An 18,716-nucleotide genomic window follows, 5' to 3' on the forward strand; every position below is an offset into this window, starting at 1 on the left:
TATTGGTAAATAAATCCATCTTTCTTAGTTAGATAACTAAAGCCTTCTTCCTTCTTTTTTCTTCCTTCTTCCTTCTTCCTTCTTCCTTCTTCCTTCTTCCTTCTTCCTTCTTCCTTCTTCCTTCTTCCTTTTACTTATTCCTCATGTCTGATAGCGATCGATATGGCAATTATTTCTTCTAAAAAACAGCCCCCCTCTCCAGAGTTACCCGAAGAGTTCACTAAACCTCCCCGCCGCCGCAAAGCTTCTAAAACTGAGCCGGAATCTCTGGTGGAACCGGAAGCCTTTGCTGATGAGGAAAGCACTAACAAGCAGGAAGAGAAAATTCGGCCTCACCGATTGGCTGATTATATTGGGCAAAAAGATTTAAAAGAGTTTTTGGCGATCGCGCTACAAGCGGCCAAGTCCAGAAATGAGCCCCTAGATCACTTATTATTGTACGGCCCGCCGGGATTGGGCAAAACTACGATGTCGCTGATTATTGCTGAGGAAATGGGTGTTAGTTGCAAGATTACCACCGCCCCCGCATTGGAAAAACCGCGAGATATTGTAGGATTGCTAGTTAGTCTCAAGGCTGGAGATGTTCTTTTCCTCGATGAAATTCATCGCCTCTCGAAGGTGGCAGAAGAAATCCTTTATCCGGCGATGGAAGACTGCCGTTTAGATATTACCATCGGTCAGGGTAAGACTGCTAAAACTCGCAGCATTCCTTTGAAACCTTTTACTTTGGTGGGGGCGACTACGAAAGTGGGCTCGCTGACTGCACCCTTGCGCGATCGCTTCGGATTTATCCAAAGATTGCGTTTTTATGAAATTGATGAATTAACTTCAATTGTACTTAGAAGTGCTCAAGTTCTCGACACCCCCATCACCACAGAAGGAGCCCAAGAAATTGCCCGCAGAGCTCGCGGAACTCCTAGAATAGCTAACCGCTTGCTCAGACGAGTCCGAGATTACAGCGAAGTCAAAAATTTAACACCAATTGATGCCGAAGTTGCCTCAATTTCTCTGGAACTTTTTAATGTCGATCCTTTAGGTTTAGATTGGACGGATCGGTTAATTCTTAGCAGAATGATTGAAAGTTTTAATGGCGGGCCAGTTGGTTTAGAAACTATCGCTGCGGCTACAGGTGAAGACTCCCAAACTATTGAAGAAGTTTGCGAACCTTATTTGATGCAAATTGGATTTATGCAGCGGACAAATCGCGGCCGGATCGCTACGCCTGCGGCTTGGAAACATTTGGGTTATATTGACGCGGAGGAATAGAAATGGTACTGATACCTACAAAAAATCTCACGCTGGAAGAGTTTTTGAAACTGCCAGAAACTAAGCCTGCAAGTGAATATATCAATGGTCAAGTTATTCAGAAACCAATGCCACAAGGAAAACATAGCATTCTTCAAGGTAAACTGGTGACAGCTATCAATGCAGTAGTTGAACCTACGCAAATTGCCCTAGCATTTCCAGAATTGCGGTGCAGTTTTGGCGGTCGTTCAGTTGTGCCAGATGTGACGGTTTTCGCCTGGGAAAGGATACCTGTTGATGACAATGGTGATATTGCTAATGTATTCCCAATTTATCCAGATTGGACGATTGAAATTCTGTCTCCAGATCAAAGTCAAACTAAGGTGACTGGTAATATTTTGCATTGTTTAAAACATGGTAGCCGATTGGGTTGGCTACTCGATCCAGATGTGCGATCGGTGTTAGTTTATCCGCCTGGGAAACAACCGGAATTGTTTGCGGAAGAGGGGGATATCTTGCCAGTTCCAGACTTGGTTAAATTGCAGTTAACGGTAGGTGATGTGTTTGGGTGGTTGAAGTTGGGAAAGAGTTAGAGAAAGGCGCGATCGCTCTACCTTTTCTGTTAACAAATTCCCTACTCGCTCTATTTAACTAAACTGAGGATCACCTCAACGAGTTTGGCTGGCTCTACTGGCTTGGGAATATGCCGTTGAAAGCCGACTGACATGGCCTGCTGATAGTCAATTTCTCCCGCATAAGCAGTCAGAGCGATCGCCGGAATTTGACCGCCCTGTGCTGGTGGCAAGGCTCTCACTTGTTGTATCAGCATATAGCCGTCTACCTCTGGCATCCCGATATCGCTGAGCAATACATCGGGCTGGAATTGGGTTAAAGCAACGAGTGCCTCATTTGCGGAAGCAACAGCGATCGCATTCCCTCCATACTGCTCGATCAGGAAAATAATAAACTCTCGCGTATCGTCATCATCATCCACGACTAAAACCTGAATGCCAGCCAAATCTAAAGCTGGTTCAGACGGTTTGTTGCTATCCTCGTTGATTTGAGGTGAGCTTTGCATCAGTGGCAACTTGACAGTAAAGGTGGCTCCCTGTCCTTCCCCTGGACTCTCTGCTTCGACAGTCCCGCCATGCAATTCCACCAAGTGATGAACGATCGCCAACCCCAGCCCCAATCCCCCAAATTTGCGGGTCGTAGCGCTATTCTCTTGGCGGAAGTATTCAAATATATAAGGGAGGAAGTCCGGGTCAATACCCTTACCCGTATCGCTCACAATAATCTGAGCTTGAGTGCCACATCGCTCTAGTTGAATGTGAACTAATCCTCCATCGGGTGTAAACTTAATCGCGTTAGAAAGCAGATTCCAAATCACTTGCTGTAATCGGCTGGAGTCACCTAAAACGAACCCTATGTCTGGTTCAAACATAGTGTGAATTTGAATCGACTTAGCTTCCGCCGCCAACCGTACCGTTTCCATTGCCGATTGAATAGTGAATGCTAAATCGGTGGGAAAAACATTGAGGCTAAGTTTGCCTCTCAGAATCCGGGAGAGATCCAGCAAGTCCTCAATCAGTTCAGCTTGCAATCTGGAATTCCGTGCGATCGCGTTCAAAGCTTGAGCAGTCTTAGCTGGGCTTAGCTTTTGAGTTTGAAGAAGTGTTGACCAGCCTAATATGGGATTCAGGGGCGATCGCAGTTCGTGAGAGACAATTGCCAGAAACTCATCTTTGACTCGGTTTGCCCGCTCAGCCTCCGCCCGTGCAGCTTGTTCGCGGGCAAGCAGTTGTTCCCGTTCCTGTTCAGCGCGTTTGCGATCGGTAATCTCAGTAATGAAAATTGTTATTCCCTCTGGTGAGGGATAGGCATGATTTTCAAACCAGCGGTTCCAGGTGGAGTAGTAGTATTCAAAATGAGCCGGAATTTGTTGTGCGATCGCCTGCTGTATTCGCGTATCAAACTCAGTGCCCACCACTTCTGGAAACACCTCCCAAACACTTCTTCCCAGCAAAGCTTCCCTTTCCAGTCCCACCGTTTCCATCACGCGATCGTTGACATAGAGATAACGCCACTCCCGATCTAAGACTAAAAACTGATCGCTGATAGTGGATAAAACCGACTCCAATTGCTCTTTGGCTTTTTCTGCAACTCGTCGCTGTACTTGCTCCCGCCGAGTTGCCTCCTGTCGCAACTGAGCCATTTTTAGATTCGCCTCAACTCGTGCCAACAGTTCGCGAGCAGAAAAGGGTTTAATCAAATAGTCATCGGCTCCCGCTTCTAGTCCTTCAATCCGAGACTCTTCCCCCGCGCGAGCAGAAAGTAGGATAATAGGCAACTCCTTTGTCTGGGGATTCGCCCTCAACTCCCGCAGTAACTCGAATCCATCCAGTTCCGGCATCATCACATCTGTGAGTACGAGATCGGGGAGTTGCCCACGAATAGCGGCTAATGCAGCCGCCCCATCCTTTACTGCCTCTACTTCATACTGCTGACTCAACAGACGCTTCACATAGTTACGCATATCGGCGTTGTCATCTGCCAAAACAATTTTGGATTTGGGATTGGGGATTTGAGCTTGCAAACTGTCAGCTTGGAACCCAATTTTAGTCGTTTCTAATGTTGAGTCAGATTCTTTTGATCCAGAATCTAAAGTCTGCCCCCCCAAATCCGGTTCCGGAAGCCAGCGTAATACTTCTTCCACATAGGGGGTGGCTCCGGTTGCAGTTGATGTCAGAGTACGAGTGGCATTAATGCGATCGCTCGGTAGACGATCCCATCCAGTGGGAATTGATACGATGAAACTCGTTCCGCGATCGACGATGCTACTCGCGCTAATTGTGCCGCCATGCAAGCGCACGAGTTCTTGAACTAATGACAGACCAATCCCTGACCCTTCGTAAGTTCGTCCTCTTGCCCCCTGCACTCGATGAAACCGCTCAAATATATGAGGTAGTTCTGCTGCGGGAATGCCAATACCTGTGTCTCGCACTTCTAGTTCAATCTGCTCGTTACGGGAGCGCAGAATAACGGCAATCTCTCCTTCAAAGGTATATTTGAAGGCGTTAGAGAGCAGATTCAACACTATCTTCTCCCACATCTCCCGATCTACATAAGCGGGTTCTGGTAGTGGGGGACAATCTACCTGCAAATGCAGCCCTGCCCGCGCGATCGCTGACTCAAAAACCGCTGCCAGCTCTGTTGTTAACATCGCCAAGTCTGTTGGCTGATATACGGCTTCAATCCGTCCGGCTTCAATGCGGGAGAAATCTAACAGTGTGTTGACTAGCTTCTGGAGGCGCAAGGCGTTGCGATGGATCAGTTCCAGGCGATCGCGCTGCTCTGCATCCTGGGTTGCTTGTAAGGCTTCTTCAACGGGGCCGAGCATCAAGGTTAGGGGTGTGCGGAATTCATGACTCACGTTTGAGAAAAACACCGTCTTGGCCCGATCTAGTTCGGCAAGCTGTTCTGCCCGCCGTCGCTCTTCTTCATAGGAACTGGCGTTAGCGATCGCACTGGCGATCTGTCCGGTAATCTGACCTAAAAAATCGCGGTAGCGATCGTCCAGTCTGCGGCGCGGACTCGCCACAGCGACAAGTACCCCCAATATTTTGGCCTGTCCCGTTACGGCAATGGGTAATACTATTGCTTCCTGCGGTGGCTCAGGCCAAGGACTGCCAGGAAGTTTCCCCAAGCGCGTCACCAAATCATAAATCGGTTGTGGCTGGGCACTACGAACGCTGCGGGCAATGGGCCAACCATGCGGGTCATCCCCTGCATTGAGGTCTATCATCGGCGGAGCTATATGCTCATCCCATCCGAACTGAGTACCGCTACAGAGATGAGCGTACCTTCCTTCTATGTCAATTAGATAGAGGAGCGAAAACGGAATATCAGCAGGATCTGACCTGAGAGCCTCTGCCATCAACTTGCAGGCTTCCTCGGTGGTCTTGGCAATGCCAGTTTTGGATGCTACTTCTCGGAGAAGTTGGGCGCGGCGATCGTTTAAAACCCGGTACGTCGTCTCACTGACGATGTTTAAAATGCCGTCAATTCCACCACCCTCACCTTGAATGGGGTTGAATGTATAGTCGAAGAAGCACTCTTCGGTATATCCGAAACGGTGCATCGCCAAAAGCTCGTCGTGATGAAAGATGCCTTCGCCCGTTGTGAAAACGCTCTCAAATTCTGGCCCAATCTCGCTCCAAATTTCCGGCCAGACCTCGCATCCGGGACGGCCCAAAGACCAGGGGTGCTTATCACCAACGATCGGTCGCCAAGCATCGTTGTAGAGTAGCAAGCAGTCCGATCCCCAGTAAATGGCAATGGGAAATCGGGAGTTGAGACAAATGCTTAATGCCGATCGCAAGCTTTGAGGCCATTGTTCCACAGGGCCCAAGGGCGTTTTTGACCAATCATAGGAGCGCATGAGCGATCCCATCTCTCCACCACCTGCGAACAGGTTTTTAACGACTACCGCCAAGTCCTCAACCACCGTCCCCACTCCTTATTCTTCAAAATACTGGGCTAACAGTTCCTTGCCAAATTTGCGTACTGTCGCTTTTGACGAATCGCTCATCTGGTGTAGCAACTCCTCAATCTGTTTCAAGGCCAAAGCGGAAGGGACTGCACGCCCGTTTTCCCAGCGATTGACGGTGCGGAACGAAACTCCTAGTTTGGCAGCCAACTTTTCCTGGGAAAGACCGAGTTGCTGCCGAAGCTCACGGATTACAGCGGCAATTTCCAACGGTATCGTTAACGACATTGCTAGGACATCTCCTGCCGTTATCGGCGTTACGAACGTTTAGCACATACTAAAAATAGGACAAGTGACATACCGTCTGTCTCTATCTTGAAGAGGAGATTTTGAGAAGGAATAAATTTTTTTGTGGACATCAGAAAAGTCGGATTGTGATGCTACAGATGTCTCGATTGGAAACTTGATGCGATCGGCTCAAGAAAATTGCGATCGGTCTATTGCTGAGGTATTACAACTTGTTGCAGGTTAATGCAGTAACATAGTAAAAGTGAGATAATATCTTATCCTTTATTAATAAAACTACTTTACTCTTCAAAAAACAGGAGTTTTGAAATGGAGTACATTGAACATCAAGTGGGTGAATTGGTCGTCAGTCAGCGTCAATCTGATGGCTATATTAGTGCAACTAAATTAACAAGAGCTTATGAGAATCAAACAGGTAAATATAGAAGCCCTAACCAGTGGCTTGAAAATGAGAAAACCAATCAATTTTTAGAGGAGTTATCTAATAAAACGAAACTTCCAGTTAATGAGCTTGTGCAAAAAAGAATAGAGGGTAAAAACAGAGAAATAGAAATCTGGATACATCCTAATCTTGCTGTTCCTTTTGCCATGTGGCTATTTCCAGACTCTGAAACAAGGGTATTTGAATGGGCAAAACAAGGGCTTTTTGCAGGTCAAGCTCCTGCTAAGCAAGAGCCTGATAATTTTGCTGCAAATATAAGTTTTCTCGACTCCACAAATATTGAGAATAAATTTACTCAGTATTGGGATATTATTGATGAAGCTTGTTCAAAATTTCCTGAACTTAAAGAAATACTTACAAAAGCAATGGTAGATACTCTAGAGCTAATTCACAAAGGAGTTTATGTTGACAATTACTATGCAATTACGCCTCTGGGGTGGGTAGCGGGTAACTACGAAGAAGTTAGTAGTTATTGCAATCAAATTTCTTTGGCGATCTTAGAGAATCAAAAAGAAATTGAAAATTCTAGTTTAAACCTAGAAGAGATTGAGGATTTTTAATCGAATGAGCTGGGAGCAATTTCTGCAAGAAGGTAAATTAGCTGAAGAAAAAGTTAGAGAGGGTTTGCAAAGAAGAGGATTTAATGCTGGACAATCTATCAAGACACAATTTGAGACTGATGAAGATATACCAATTTATGATAACTCCGGTCAAAAAATTTTATGGATATCTGTAAAAAGTGTTAAAGCAAGTATTTTAACATTAGATCAAGCCAGACAATTCTATCCTAGAGGCTGGATGTGTGGTGAAGTCGAAAGCAAGCAATGGGTTTATCCCCCTGCAATAATTATTTGGGTTAGTTCAAAGCTATATTGGGGTGCTGTTACCCCTAAACGTCCAAGTACCGAATGGTACATTTCCCCGTCTAAACATGGATTAGTCGTTGATGGAAGGAAAACTCGTTTAACTGGAACAACTCACTATCTTTATCCTTCCTACCATGTTCCTGGCGATCGCTTACGATCTAAAGACGAAATAATTGCATATATCCAGAAGTTATGTGGATAAAGCGATCGTTTGAGAGAAATTATTGGTATTTAGCGATCGTTTACTCCTGCTAGTTCTCCAGCTTGTCCAGCTTGTCTATTACTATTACTATAGAGTATAATCCTAACAGCATCATTATAAGTTAGCCTTAAAATGAACACAAGAATAAGCAAGATCAAAATAGCCCTAGAACAGTTGAGCGAAGACCTGCTGGCTTTATCCGATGATATGTGGCTGAGTATTGATCATAACGACTCCGAAGCACTGGATTGTGGCTACCGCTTAAAGAAGGAGTATAATCAGCAAGTTGATACTTTTAGTAAAGTGGTTCAAAATATAGGTTCTACTCTTGCACAGTTTGAAAACATCTCTATTTTGAATGAGTCCAGTACACCCATTCACGATACCGGACATGAGGGGCAAGAAAGCAAAAATTTTGAGTATAACGAGAACCAAGCCCACAGCATTAATGAGGATTTTTGCTACAAGCGACCATGTGGAATGAAACTGGAGAATCAAATATATGAAGGATTAAATACATGGAAGGCAATATACAGGACAACGATCAAACATCTATCCAAGAAATCTCTCGATATTTTTAACCAACTGCCCGAAAGTGGGTTTGCCAAAGGTCGCCGAAAAGATAAAGTTTATGTTTCTCGTACCCCCAACTCAATGAAGTGCCCTGAAAAATTTGCTGGGGAGCTCTATTTTGAAACCAATTTGTCCGCTAACTCGATTCGTGATAGTATCCACAAGTTATTAACAATGTTTTCTATCCCAGATAGTGAGATAGTTTTCTATCTGCGTGAAGACAAAGATGCAGACTAACTTGGGGAACAGCCGCGAGCAAGGTAAAAATTCCAGCGAGGGACTAATTCTATGCAAACTCAGCCTACTATCACCGAACATCTCTCCCCTGAATTAGCACAAATCTTTCTCGAAGGATTACCTGACAACATTCGTAACGCACTCGAAATCCGAGCTAAAAGAATGAACTATCCAGTTTGGGCAGTAATTGAAATGGCGATCGCAGGCTATCTTGATGAAGAGGCTCTATCCTTTGTCGATTGCAAGCCGGAGCTATAGCAGGATGCAACATTATTCGGATACAATCTTTAAAGAGCCATTACCCCATTGCTGCGACCTATGCTCAAAACTATCGAAGGCGTTTATCAGAATGGGCAAATCGAACTAACCGAGTTACCGCAGAATATGAGCGATCGCACTCAGGTACTGGTCATTTTTCTTGAACCCGGCAAAATCGATCCAACCAAACTGCGCCAATTCATTGACAAACTAGAAACGATTCCTGAATAATTCCGACAGCTACTTTACGGAAAATCTAAAAAGTAAGTACCGAGTGCTATTTACTATTCTAGATTATGTAATCCTAGATTTTTATCAAATTTGCAAAATGTACTGACTGATAATCTTTCTGAACTCTTGAGGAGCTTCTTTTGCGATCGCTGCTCCTAAATCTGGACGGACAACCCACCACCAAACCAGCTTTTCTAAATGATTGGGTGGGTTTTCATTAGGACACCATTCAATAGTACCTTCATTTATACCAATAATATTCGCACAAAGGTCATTAGCAATGGCAACGCGCTCGTCTAGTTTTTCAAACTGTACGATGTCTTTCCAGTGAATTTCATTGGGAATAGAATTTAGAATTGATTCGATATTCTCATCGAGTTTCATCTGTCATTATATGTGAATTAGTTTGCACCGCTTTAACTTAATCCTATCATCACTCATCTCACAGAAAACCGATCGCACCCTTCCACACCGCAAATGTCAACAGTCGATCGCACTTAGGCGATGTGCGATCGCCACCACCTTACCTGCTAACACTCAGGACGAATTGCTACTTGCGCTCGTTAAATACTTAGTATATAATCCAGAATATAATATCAGCTTGATATAAATGCTTGAATTATCAGCCCTGGGTCTGCTACAGCGGCAGCCTCAGCATGGCTATCGGCTAAAACAACAACTGGAGCTGTTTATGAGCAGTTGCATCAGCGTCAACTACGGAGCGATTTACCCACTCCTGAAGCGTTTGGAAGAGCGAGGCCAGATTGTGACAATAGCCGAAGAAGCCGGAGATGCTGGATGTCCGCGCAAAATTTACGGAATTACCCCCTCTGGACGCGAACTCTGGCGGCAGAAAATGCTCGAACACCCCCAAGAAAGCTGGGTTAACAGCGGTTCCCGGTTCCAAATCAAATTCTTCTTTTTTGGCGACTTAGAACCCGCAGAACGCCTGAAATTGTTGGAACACCGCTTGCGAGTCTGTTACCTGCGACAGGACTACATCGACAGCCTCAAGAGCGAATATCCCCTAACCGACGACTATCAATTCGCCTCTCGCGATCGCTGCAAATCATTGCTAGCGTTAGAGATAGACTGGTTAACCGAGCAAGTAGCCAAAGAACAAAGCGCGATGCCTGCGGCTGGCTGCGCCTACGTCGGAGTGCGAGACTCACCAACGGCTCTGAATTCGCCTTTGAAAAAGGAAAAGGCTCGCACTCACCCAATCGGGTGAGTCAAAAGAAGGATGTGTAATCTCCCCTAGACATCCTAACTTTTGAGAGATAACAAAAAACTTTCCTATAAGTAATCATAACCACAACCCCGCTAGATGTTTCGGGACTAAAACCAAACAAATTCTCAATTCTGTTGGTAAGGGCTTTCCAGATTTCTCCTGTTCAAGGAGTTTCAAAATTCCTCTCTTTATTAAGAGAGGTTAGGGGGATCGAAAGATGACACCTGATTGCAATACAAAAACATGAGGCGATAGAAATCGCTGCCAAACGAATAAAGTCCCCCGCGTGGACTAAAGAGTTAAAGGACTTGTCCCAGAGGTCTAATCAGCCCAAAAGTGGGTAAGTCCAATGTAAAAAACCTAACTGGTGTTGTAAATGACTTATTCTAAATCCCCTGAATCCGTCGTTGATGCTGAAGATCAACAGTCTCCAACAGCCAATACATCGGAAATTCACCCAACCGATGCAGATAGCTATCAACCAGACGATTTCCCCCCGATTGCCGATCGCCCCCGCCCTAGTAAACCGCGATCGCGCTGGCCCCTAATCGCCACGATCGCGATCGCACTAGGCGCAGGTTTCGGCGGCTGGCACTGGTGGCAATCCAGTCACGCTCGCCCACAACAAGCAGCAGCAACCCAACCTCAAGGCATACCAGTAAAACTGGCATCCGTGGAAACGAGATCGGTTCAAGATAGCTCTGAATTTGTCAGCAGCTTAGAAGCAAAACGCTCAGTTGAAATCAAACCAGAAATCGATGGGCTAGTTACAGAGATATTTGTCAAATCCGGCGACTTCGTAGAACAAGGACAAGCGATCGCCCGCATCAAAAGCGACAGCGCCCAAGCTGACTTGAGACAATCCCAAGCCAACCTAATCCGCGCTCAATCGCGCTTAGCCGAACTGCAAGCAGGCACAAGACCAGAAGAAATCGCCCAAGCTCAAGCCCAAGTCGCTCAAGCCCAAGCCAACCTCGCCCAACTGCGATCGGGTTCTCGGCCAGAAGAAGTTGGCCAAGGTCAAGCCCGCGTTAGCCAAGCTGAAGCCGACCTCGCCGATGCTCAAAGCGGCAGTCTCCTAGAAGACATCGCCCAAGCCAGAGCGCAAATAGAGGCAAGCAAAGCCGAGGCAGAACTAGCCAGCCAGCAACTCGTCAGATATCAAGCATTGGCGCAAGAAGGTGCAGAGTCAGCGAACACCCTCCAGGAATACATCCAAAAAGACCGTAGCGCCAAAGCTAACCTCCGAGAAGCCCAGAGGCGCTTTGAGCAGCGGCAAAAGAACAGGCAAGCGGAGATCGAGCGGCGGACAGGAGCCTTGCAGCAGCAGCGAGAAGCTTTGCGGCAACTGCAAAACGGTTCGCGCCCAGAGGAAATCGCCAAAGCTGAAGCAGAAGTCGCACAAGCCAAGAGCAGATTAGCAGAGTTAGCCAACGGCACTCGCCAAGAACAAATCGATCAAGCTGAAGCGCAAGTTGCCGAAGCTGCCGCTCAAGTGCGTGGTTTTGAGGTACAACTGCAAGAAACAGCGCTCACCGCACCCTTCGCGGGAGTTATCGGCGACGTACCCGTGAAAGTCGGCGATTACTTGCAAAAAGGGGACGTACTCACCGCTCTAACTGAGAATCAATTGCTAGACTTGCGGTTATCAATTCCTTTGGAACGGATGCCTCAATTACGCTTAGGATTGCCAGTAGAAATGCTTGATGCTCAAGGCAAAGCGATCGCCAAAGGGCAAATCAGTTTTATCTCCCCGAATGTCAGCGCTAATTCCCAGACAATTTTAGCTAAAGCCACCTTTGCCAATCCCAGCGGCGAACTGCTCAATCAGCAATTCGTGAAAGCCAAAGTTATCTGGAAACAGAATCCTGGCCTTTTAGTTCCAGTAACAGCAGTCACTCGCTTAGGCGGGCAAACTTTTGTCTTTGCCGCTCAAAAGCCCGAACAACAAAAACCTGGAATGCCTCCTTTAATAGCGCGGCAAAAGCCAGTGAAATTAGGAACTATTGATGGCAATAATTACCAAGTTATCGAAGGGCTACAACCTGGGGAAAAAATTGTTGTTGCAGGTATCCTCAACCTGACTGATGGCGCTCCGATTATGGCTCAAGAAGAAGGGCAAGGAAAAGGAGAAGGGGAAGGAAAAAATTTACCAGCAGGGAGTGGCAAAAATTGAAGAAGGGACTAGGGGCTAGGGACTAGGGAAAGAGGAAGAGATGGGAGATGGGGAAGATGGGGAAGATAGGGAAGATGGGTAATTAGTAATTAGCCATTAGCCTGTCTTCCATTAGCCATTACCAATTACCAATTACCAATTACCAACTAACAACTAACAACTAACAACTAACAATTACCCAAATAATGTTTGCAGATTTCTTTATTAAAAGACCCGTCTTTGCTAGCGTCTGCGCCTTAATTATCATTTTGGTAGGCGCAATTAGTATTCCGAGCCTGCCTATCGAGCGCTTCCCTGACATTAGCCCTACCCAAATTAACGTAACAGCTAACTACAGCGGGGCAAGTGCGGAAATTGTCGAAAACGCCGTTACTAACATCCTAGAAAGGCAAATCAACGGCGTTGAAGGACTCAAATATCTAACTTCCAGTAGTAGTAACGATGGTACCAGTACCATTACAGCTACCTTTGACCCCTCACGTAACAAAGACATCGCCGCCGTTGATGTTCAAAACCGAGTTGCAGTTGCTCAACCACAACTACCAGATGCCGTACAACGCACAGGAGTTAGAGTTACAAAACAATCTACCAGTCTGCTATTAGCCATCGGCTTATTTACAGAAAATAAAGAATACGACACCATATTTTTAAGCAACTACGCCGACCTATATTTAGCTGATGCCTTAAAGAGAGTAAAAGGCGTTGGCGACGTGCGAATTTTTGGGGAAAGACGCTATGCAATGCGCTTGTGGATCGACCCCAATAAATTAGCAGCGCGCGGTTTGACAATGCAAGATGTCACCAGGTCACTTAACGAACAAAACTTGCAAGTTGGTGCTGGGAGAGTTGGTCAAGAACCGGCTCCACAGGGGCAAATGTATCAAATTGACTTACGTGCGGAAAGTCGCCTGAAAGAACCCGCAGAATTTGAAGAAATTGTCTTAAAAACTGAGACAAATGGAACCTTAGTTAAATTAAAAGATGTGGGGAGAGCAGAACTAGGGGCAGAAAATTACAACTCTTTTCTTCGATTTCGAGGCAATGATGCAGTAGGTTTAGGTATTTACCAACTGCCTGGAAGTAATGCTTTGAATGTTGCCCATGCAGTCAAAGCAGAAATGGAAAAACTAGCTGTTGGTTTCCCTCCTGGCTTAATACATAGAGTAGCGCTGGACACGACTTTATTCGTAGAAGAGTCGATGGCAGAAGTAGTCAAGACATTATTTGAAGCAGTCTTGCTAGTGGTGATAGTAATTTTTGTTTTCTTGCAAGACTGGCGCACAACTATTATTCCTACCATCACAATCCCAATTTCTTTGATTGGGACATTTGCCTTTATCAAGGTTTTCGGATTTACGATTAACAGTTTATCTCTGTTTGGTCTGACATTGGCGACAGGATTAGTCGTTGATGACGCGATCATTGTAGTAGAAAATATCGATCGTCTGATTCGCCAAGGCATGAATTCCCGCCAAGCGGCTTTCGAGTCAATGCGGGAGCTTTTTAGCGCTGTAATTGCAACTTCTTTAGTATTGATGGCAGTGTTCGTGCCCGTGGCATTTTTTCCCGGAACTACGGGAGCACTCTATAAACAATTTGCGCTGACAATTGCTTTTTCTGTACTACTTTCTACATTTATTGCTATTACTCTCACGCCCTCCCTTGCAGCTATATTACTGCGGCCAGGGCAGAAGTTTAGCGGCCCTGTGGGTTGGTTTTTTGGTCGTGTTAATAGCGGTCTCGATTGGATGCAGCGGCAATATCGGCAATCCTTAATATTTCTAACAGGAATTAAAACTATTGTTGCCTTGGCGTTCATAGCTTCTTTGGGAGTAACAGCTTGGCTTTATTTGTCAGTACCGACAGCATTTATCCCGGAAGAAGATCAGGGCTATTTTCTCACTATTATTCAAGGGCCCCAAGGTGTGTCGCTGCAATACACTCAGAAAGTAATGGATCAAGTTGAACAAGAAATCCTCAAACTTCCTGAAGTTGTCGGGACTTTTTCTGTAGGTGGCTTTGGTTTTAGTGGTAGCACTTCTAACCAAGGCATTATATTTACTACGCTTAAAGCTTGGAAAGAACGTCACGGAGAAGAGCAAACTGTACAAGCAATTATTGGCCAGTTACGCGGCAAGTTTTTAGCTATTCCAGAAGCTAGAGTTTTTCCTGTAAATCCGCCGGCAATTCAAGGATTAGGTCAATTTGGAGGCTTCCAATTTCAATTGCAAGACCGCAAAGGTAATAGCGGTTTAGATGCTCTAGTTCAGGGGATGGGTGACATTTTAAAGCAGGCTAATCAAACACCGGGATTGCAAGCAGTATTTAGTACATTTGCGGCGAATACACCTCAATTAATTGTGGAAGTTGACCGCAATCGAGCTAAGGCTTTAGATATTCCCATAGATGATGTTTTCAGTACCTTACAAACAGCTTTGGGTTCCCAGTATGTAAATGATTTTAATCTCCAACAACGCAATTACCGGGTTTATGTCCAGGCAGATCAACAGTTCCGTGCTAATCCTGAAGATATTGGCAAATTGTACGTCCGCTCAGGAAAAAATGAAATGATTTCTTTGAGCAATTTGGTGAAGCTAACTCCGGTGGTGGGAGCGCAAACTGTTAACCACTACAATTTATTTAGGTCAATTGAAATTAACGGCGGGCCGGCTCCGGGAGCGAGTTCTGGACAGGCGATCAAATCGATGGAAAATGTGGCAACTCAAGTTTTACCCGCAGGTTTTGGTTATGAATGGTCGGGGACTTCTTTAGAAGAAATTGAGTCGGGAGGTCAAGCACCGATTATTTTCGGTCTGGGGCTGATTTTTGTGTTCTTAGTTTTGGCGGCTCAGTATGAGAACTATGTCGATCCCTTCATTATTCTGCTTGCTGTTCCCTTGGCGATTTTAGGAGCCCTTTTAGCTCAGTCGTTGCGGGGTTTAGCGAATGATGTTTATTGCCAAATTGGTTTGGTAATGTTGATTGGATTGGCAAGTAAAAATGCGATCTTAATCGTGGAGTTTGCTAACCAGTTACGGGAGCGGGGATATCCAGTTGCTAAGGCGGCAGTTGAGGCTTCTCAAGAGCGTTTACGACCAATTTTGATGACTTCTTTATCGTTTATTTTAGGTATTGCTCCCCTCGTTAACCCTGAAGGTGCGGGGGCTGCAAGTCGGCGATCGCTAGGGAATGCGATCGCGGGGGGGATGGTTGTTTCTACTGTCTTGAGTTTGTTTATAGTGCCGGTTCTGTATGTGGTGGTTGTCTCGGCTCGCGATCGGTTTAAGAAGCCTCAACAGCCGCAACATCCGCCCGATGATAACATGAGTTTGGATGGAAAAACTGATTTACGAGAGGAGGAAAAACGGGATAAAGTATCACCGTTTTAACAAGGATGAAATCCAATATAAACGTAGCTTTTATCAACAGGGAATAATGGCTGCAACTTTTATTACGTCTACTTTGTAGATATCTTTTTCACCCTGCCAAATGTTTGGTTGCCATCAAAAATTACGAGTTAGATTATGTTCATGACGTTGATTTTTGCATTTGGTCTTGGGTTAGTGGCGGGAATGCGAGCTTTGACAGCCCCGGCTGCTTTATTTCTGGCGCGTGGTGGCACGATCGGGATCGTTCTGGCTGTACTGGCAGTGGGTGAGCTAATTGCCGATATGCTGCCGCAAATTCCCTCTCGTACCAGTCCCCCTGCATTGATTGCTCGGATTCTTAGTGGTGGCATTGTGGGATGGTTCATCGCGGGAGCAAACACCAGTTTTGCAATCGTTGGAGCGGTCTTGGGTATTATAGGTGCATTGGTTGGTGCCTATGGTGGTCGGATGGTGCGGATAGCCGCCATTGAGCGGATTGGTGCAGTTCCTGCTGCCCTTGTTGAGGATGTTGTAGCGATCGCTCTAGCTGCCCTAATCGTTACTCGTTGATGTCACAAAGTATGTAAGTCCTAAGATTAACTGGCATCTTAACTTAAAGAACGTGAGCAGTCTAAATTGAACTGAAATAGAAGAATGAAGACGACTGATTGAAAGGCGGAACTGCCACCTTCGCAAGCGATCGGATCGTCAAAATAAGACTGCTGAAATCAATTATGTATCAACTGATAAAGTAGTAATTGATCGATAGGATACCGATTGCAGATGCAGTCGTCTTTACTATCCGAATCAAATACAGACTGGGAAACTATCAGCACAATTTACATAGGAGCCCCATGAGCACGATCGCTACTAAGGATGGTACGCAAATCTATTACAAAGACTGGGGTACAGGACAACCCGTTGTCTTCAGTCACGGTTGGCCGCTGAGTGCGGATGCTTGGGAATCGCAGATGTTTTTTCTCGCCTCGCACGGTTATCGCTGCATCGCCCACGATCGTCGGGGTCATGGGCGATCGAGCCAACCCTGGCACGGCAATGAAATGGACACCTACGCTGACGATCTGGCGGAGCTCTTCGAGGCGCTGGATCTAAAGGATGCGGTGACGATCGGACACTCTACTGGCGGTGGCGAAGTAGCGCGGTTTATCGGGCGACACGGAACATCACGGGTTGCCAAGGCGGTGCTAATGGGCGCAGTGCCGCCGATCATGGTCAAGACGGAGGCGAATCCGGGTGGGCTGCCCATTGAGGTCTTTGACGGCTTTCGGGCGGCGTTTTTGGCTGACCGATCGCAGTTTTTCCTCGATGTGGCTAGTGGCCCGTTTTTCGGGTTCAATCGACCCGGTGCCAAAGTCTCCCAAGGTCTGATCCAGTCGTGGTGGATGCAGGGAATGATGGCTGGTCACAAGAACGCTTATGACTGCATTAAGGCGTTTTCGGAAACAGATTTCACTGAAGATTTGAAGAAGTTCGACGTGCCAACGCTGATTATTCATGGCGATGACGATCAGATCGTGCCGATTGGCGCTTCTGCCCTATTGTCTGCGAAGCTGGTCAAGAATTCGACTTTGAAGATATATCCCGGCGGGTCGCATAGTCTGGGCGACACGAGTAAAGACCAACTCAACGCCGATCTACTGGAATTCCTCAAGTCGTGACGCACTGCGCGGATGTGAGAACTCAGGACTTACGCACACAACCACAGAAAACGGGTTTTTTGACGAAAATACTTCGCCTGCACCCACAGATTCTCTTAAAAACCCGGTTTCTGCAACTATGCGTAAGTCCGATCGCTGTTAAAAATCCGAACGGGTGCATTCTCCTAAGTTCGTAACCGTTTCCGATAGCTCGTTCAAACTCAACAACCACAACACTTAATAACCATGAAAAAACTAGAAGGAAAAATCGCAGTCGTCACAGGTGCGTCTAAAGGTATTGGTGCTTCTATTGCTAAACATCTGGCAGCCGAAGGTGCAGCAGTTGTTGTTAACTATTCATCAAGCAAAGAAGGGGCCGATCGCGTGGTTGATGAAATTACTAGCGCAGGCGGTAAGGCGATCGCAGTCCAGGCAAATGTTGCTAAAAAGGCAGAGATCGAACATCTTTTTTCAGAAACCCAAAAAGCATTCGGCAAGCTAGATATCTTGGTCAACAATGCTGGAATTTATGAATTGTCCCCACTTGAAAACATCACGGAAGAGCACTTCCACAAGCAATTTGACCTCAATGTGCTGGGATTGATTCTCACCTCACAACAAGGCGTAAAGCACTTCGGGCCAGAGGGCGGTAGCATTATCAATATTAGTTCGATCGTCAGCACTCTCGCACCCGCGAACAGCTCGGTTTATAGTGCTACCAAAGCGGCGGTCGATGCGATCACGAAGTCACTTGCCAAAGAACTCGGTTCACGCCACATCCGCGTCAATTCCATCAATCCTGGGATGGTAGAAACGGAGGGTACGCACACAGCGGGAATTACCGAGAGCGAAGGTCGCAAACAGACTGAAGCGCAAACTCCGCTGGGTCGAATTGGACAGCCGCAGGACATTGCACCTGCCGTCGTTTTCCTCGCGTCCTCTGATTCAGGATGGATTACTGGCGAAACGCTGTATATCACGGGTGGTCTTCGCTAGCTTTAGATGTCATAACTCAATCCAAACCAGACCTCAAGTTTTTAACTTTGAGTGCGATCAAAGCAAACTATTCCCAAGGAGTTTAGCGCTAATGGAAACAGCAGATGTGATTGTCATCGGCAGTGGTCAAGGCGGCATTCCACTGGCGACTGATTTTGCCAATGAGGGGCGCAAGGTTGTCTTGTTTGAACGGGATGCTTTAGGCGGTAGTTGCATCAACTATGGCTGTACTCCGTCCAAAGCGTTCTTAGCAGCCGCTCATGCAGCAGGTAGGGCACGCCAAGCGAAGAAGTTAGGCATCCACGCGGAGGTTGAAGTGGATTTTCCCGCTGTTATGGAGCGAGTTCGGGGAATCCGTAGCGACTTTAATCAGGGGATTCGTAACCGTTTGGAAACTGCGGGTGTCAAAGTCGTTTGTGCTGAAGCTTCTTTTGTGGG

Annotated in this window: 19 protein-coding genes; 16 read left to right on the forward strand and 3 right to left on the reverse strand. The window is 46.3% G+C overall.

Translation table 11 applies throughout. The features are described from left to right. The first annotated feature begins 162 nt into the window (after positions 1-162). Both ruvB and PN499_RS28590 read left to right on the forward strand, forming a co-directional pair. Positions 163-1,266 (forward strand): Holliday junction branch migration DNA helicase RuvB, encoded by a 1,104-nt coding sequence (gene ruvB / locus PN499_RS28585; protein WP_272036917.1) that lies wholly within the window; start codon positions 163-165, stop codon positions 1,264-1,266. Positions 1,267-1,268: 2 nt separating this feature from the next. After that, entirely contained in the window at positions 1,269-1,838 is a 570-nt protein-coding gene (locus PN499_RS28590) for a Uma2 family endonuclease (protein WP_272036919.1), read from the forward strand. Positions 1,839-1,888: 50 nt separating this feature from the next. Here the strand turns inward: PN499_RS28590 and PN499_RS28595 are convergent, their stop codons facing one another. Then, entirely contained in the window at positions 1,889-5,752 is a 3,864-nt protein-coding gene (locus PN499_RS28595; protein WP_272036921.1) for an ATP-binding protein, read from the reverse strand. Positions 5,753-5,764: 12 nt separating this feature from the next. Then, on the reverse strand, positions 5,765-6,022 hold the full coding sequence (locus PN499_RS28600) for a helix-turn-helix domain-containing protein (RefSeq protein ID WP_272036923.1): 258 nt from the start codon (positions 6,020-6,022) through the stop codon (positions 5,765-5,767). A gap of 121 nt (positions 6,023-6,143) precedes the next feature. On the opposite strand from PN499_RS28600, the gene PN499_RS28605 reads away from it, so the two are divergent. The 6 genes from PN499_RS28605 to PN499_RS28630 all read left to right on the forward strand — a co-directional run bounded on the left by PN499_RS28605 (position 6,144) and on the right by PN499_RS28630 (position 8,849). Beyond that, complete coding sequence (locus PN499_RS28605; RefSeq protein ID WP_272036925.1) at positions 6,144-6,266, forward strand: hypothetical protein; 123 nt, start codon at positions 6,144-6,146, stop codon at positions 6,264-6,266. Positions 6,267-6,349: 83 nt separating this feature from the next. After that, positions 6,350-7,042: a KilA-N domain-containing protein gene (locus PN499_RS28610; protein ID WP_272036927.1), complete on the forward strand. Its 693-nt coding sequence runs from the start codon at positions 6,350-6,352 to the stop codon at positions 7,040-7,042. Positions 7,043-7,046: 4 nt separating this feature from the next. Further along, entirely contained in the window at positions 7,047-7,550 is a 504-nt protein-coding gene (locus PN499_RS28615) for a hypothetical protein (RefSeq protein ID WP_272036929.1), read from the forward strand. 132 nt (positions 7,551-7,682) lie between these two features. Next, positions 7,683-8,360, forward strand: a complete 678-nt coding sequence (locus PN499_RS28620) for a hypothetical protein (protein WP_272036931.1) — start codon at positions 7,683-7,685, stop codon at positions 8,358-8,360. Between the two features lie 51 nt (positions 8,361-8,411). After that, on the forward strand, positions 8,412-8,618 hold the full coding sequence (locus PN499_RS28625) for a hypothetical protein (protein WP_272036933.1): 207 nt from the start codon (positions 8,412-8,414) through the stop codon (positions 8,616-8,618). Positions 8,619-8,678: 60 nt separating this feature from the next. After that, positions 8,679-8,849: a hypothetical protein gene (locus PN499_RS28630; protein ID WP_272036934.1), complete on the forward strand. Its 171-nt coding sequence runs from the start codon at positions 8,679-8,681 to the stop codon at positions 8,847-8,849. Between the two features lie 84 nt (positions 8,850-8,933). On the opposite strand, the gene PN499_RS28635 is transcribed toward PN499_RS28630, so the two are convergent. Next, the gene (locus PN499_RS28635) at positions 8,934-9,233 is read right to left on the reverse strand and encodes a hypothetical protein (protein WP_272036936.1); all 300 of its coding nucleotides are present in this window, start codon (positions 9,231-9,233) and stop codon (positions 8,934-8,936) included. 22 nt (positions 9,234-9,255) lie between these two features. Between PN499_RS28635 and PN499_RS28640 the strand changes: the two genes are divergently transcribed. The 8 genes from PN499_RS28640 to PN499_RS28675 form a co-directional block, all read left to right on the forward strand. Next, positions 9,256-9,459 (forward strand): hypothetical protein, encoded by a 204-nt coding sequence (locus PN499_RS28640; protein WP_272036938.1) that lies wholly within the window; start codon positions 9,256-9,258, stop codon positions 9,457-9,459. Continuing rightward, positions 9,460-10,080 (forward strand): PadR family transcriptional regulator, encoded by a 621-nt coding sequence (locus PN499_RS28645; RefSeq protein WP_272036940.1) that lies wholly within the window; start codon positions 9,460-9,462, stop codon positions 10,078-10,080. A 376-nt stretch (positions 10,081-10,456) separates the two neighbouring features. Further along, a complete protein-coding gene (locus PN499_RS28650) occupies positions 10,457-12,256 on the forward strand; it encodes an efflux RND transporter periplasmic adaptor subunit (RefSeq protein WP_272036942.1) in 1,800 nt (599 codons plus the stop codon). Positions 12,257-12,441: 185 nt separating this feature from the next. Continuing rightward, on the forward strand, positions 12,442-15,645 hold the full coding sequence (locus tag PN499_RS28655; protein WP_272036944.1) for an efflux RND transporter permease subunit: 3,204 nt from the start codon (positions 12,442-12,444) through the stop codon (positions 15,643-15,645). Between the two features lie 141 nt (positions 15,646-15,786). Beyond that, positions 15,787-16,194 carry a hypothetical protein gene (locus PN499_RS28660; protein ID WP_272036946.1) on the forward strand — a complete coding sequence of 136 codons (408 nt, stop codon included), beginning with the start codon at positions 15,787-15,789 and terminating at the stop codon, positions 16,192-16,194. 284 nt (positions 16,195-16,478) lie between these two features. Continuing rightward, positions 16,479-17,303, forward strand: a complete 825-nt coding sequence (locus tag PN499_RS28665; RefSeq protein ID WP_007355965.1) for an alpha/beta fold hydrolase — start codon at positions 16,479-16,481, stop codon at positions 17,301-17,303. Positions 17,304-17,528: 225 nt separating this feature from the next. Further along, a complete protein-coding gene (locus PN499_RS28670; protein WP_272036948.1) occupies positions 17,529-18,278 on the forward strand; it encodes a glucose 1-dehydrogenase in 750 nt (249 codons plus the stop codon). Between the two features lie 91 nt (positions 18,279-18,369). Then, positions 18,370-18,716, forward strand: a 347-nt coding sequence (locus PN499_RS28675; protein ID WP_272036950.1) for an FAD-dependent oxidoreductase, incomplete at its 3' end; no start/stop codon positions are given.

This window comes from Kamptonema animale CS-326, from assembly GCF_028330895.1.
GTDB classification, from domain to species: domain Bacteria; phylum Cyanobacteriota; class Cyanobacteriia; order Cyanobacteriales; family Microcoleaceae; genus Kamptonema; species Kamptonema formosum.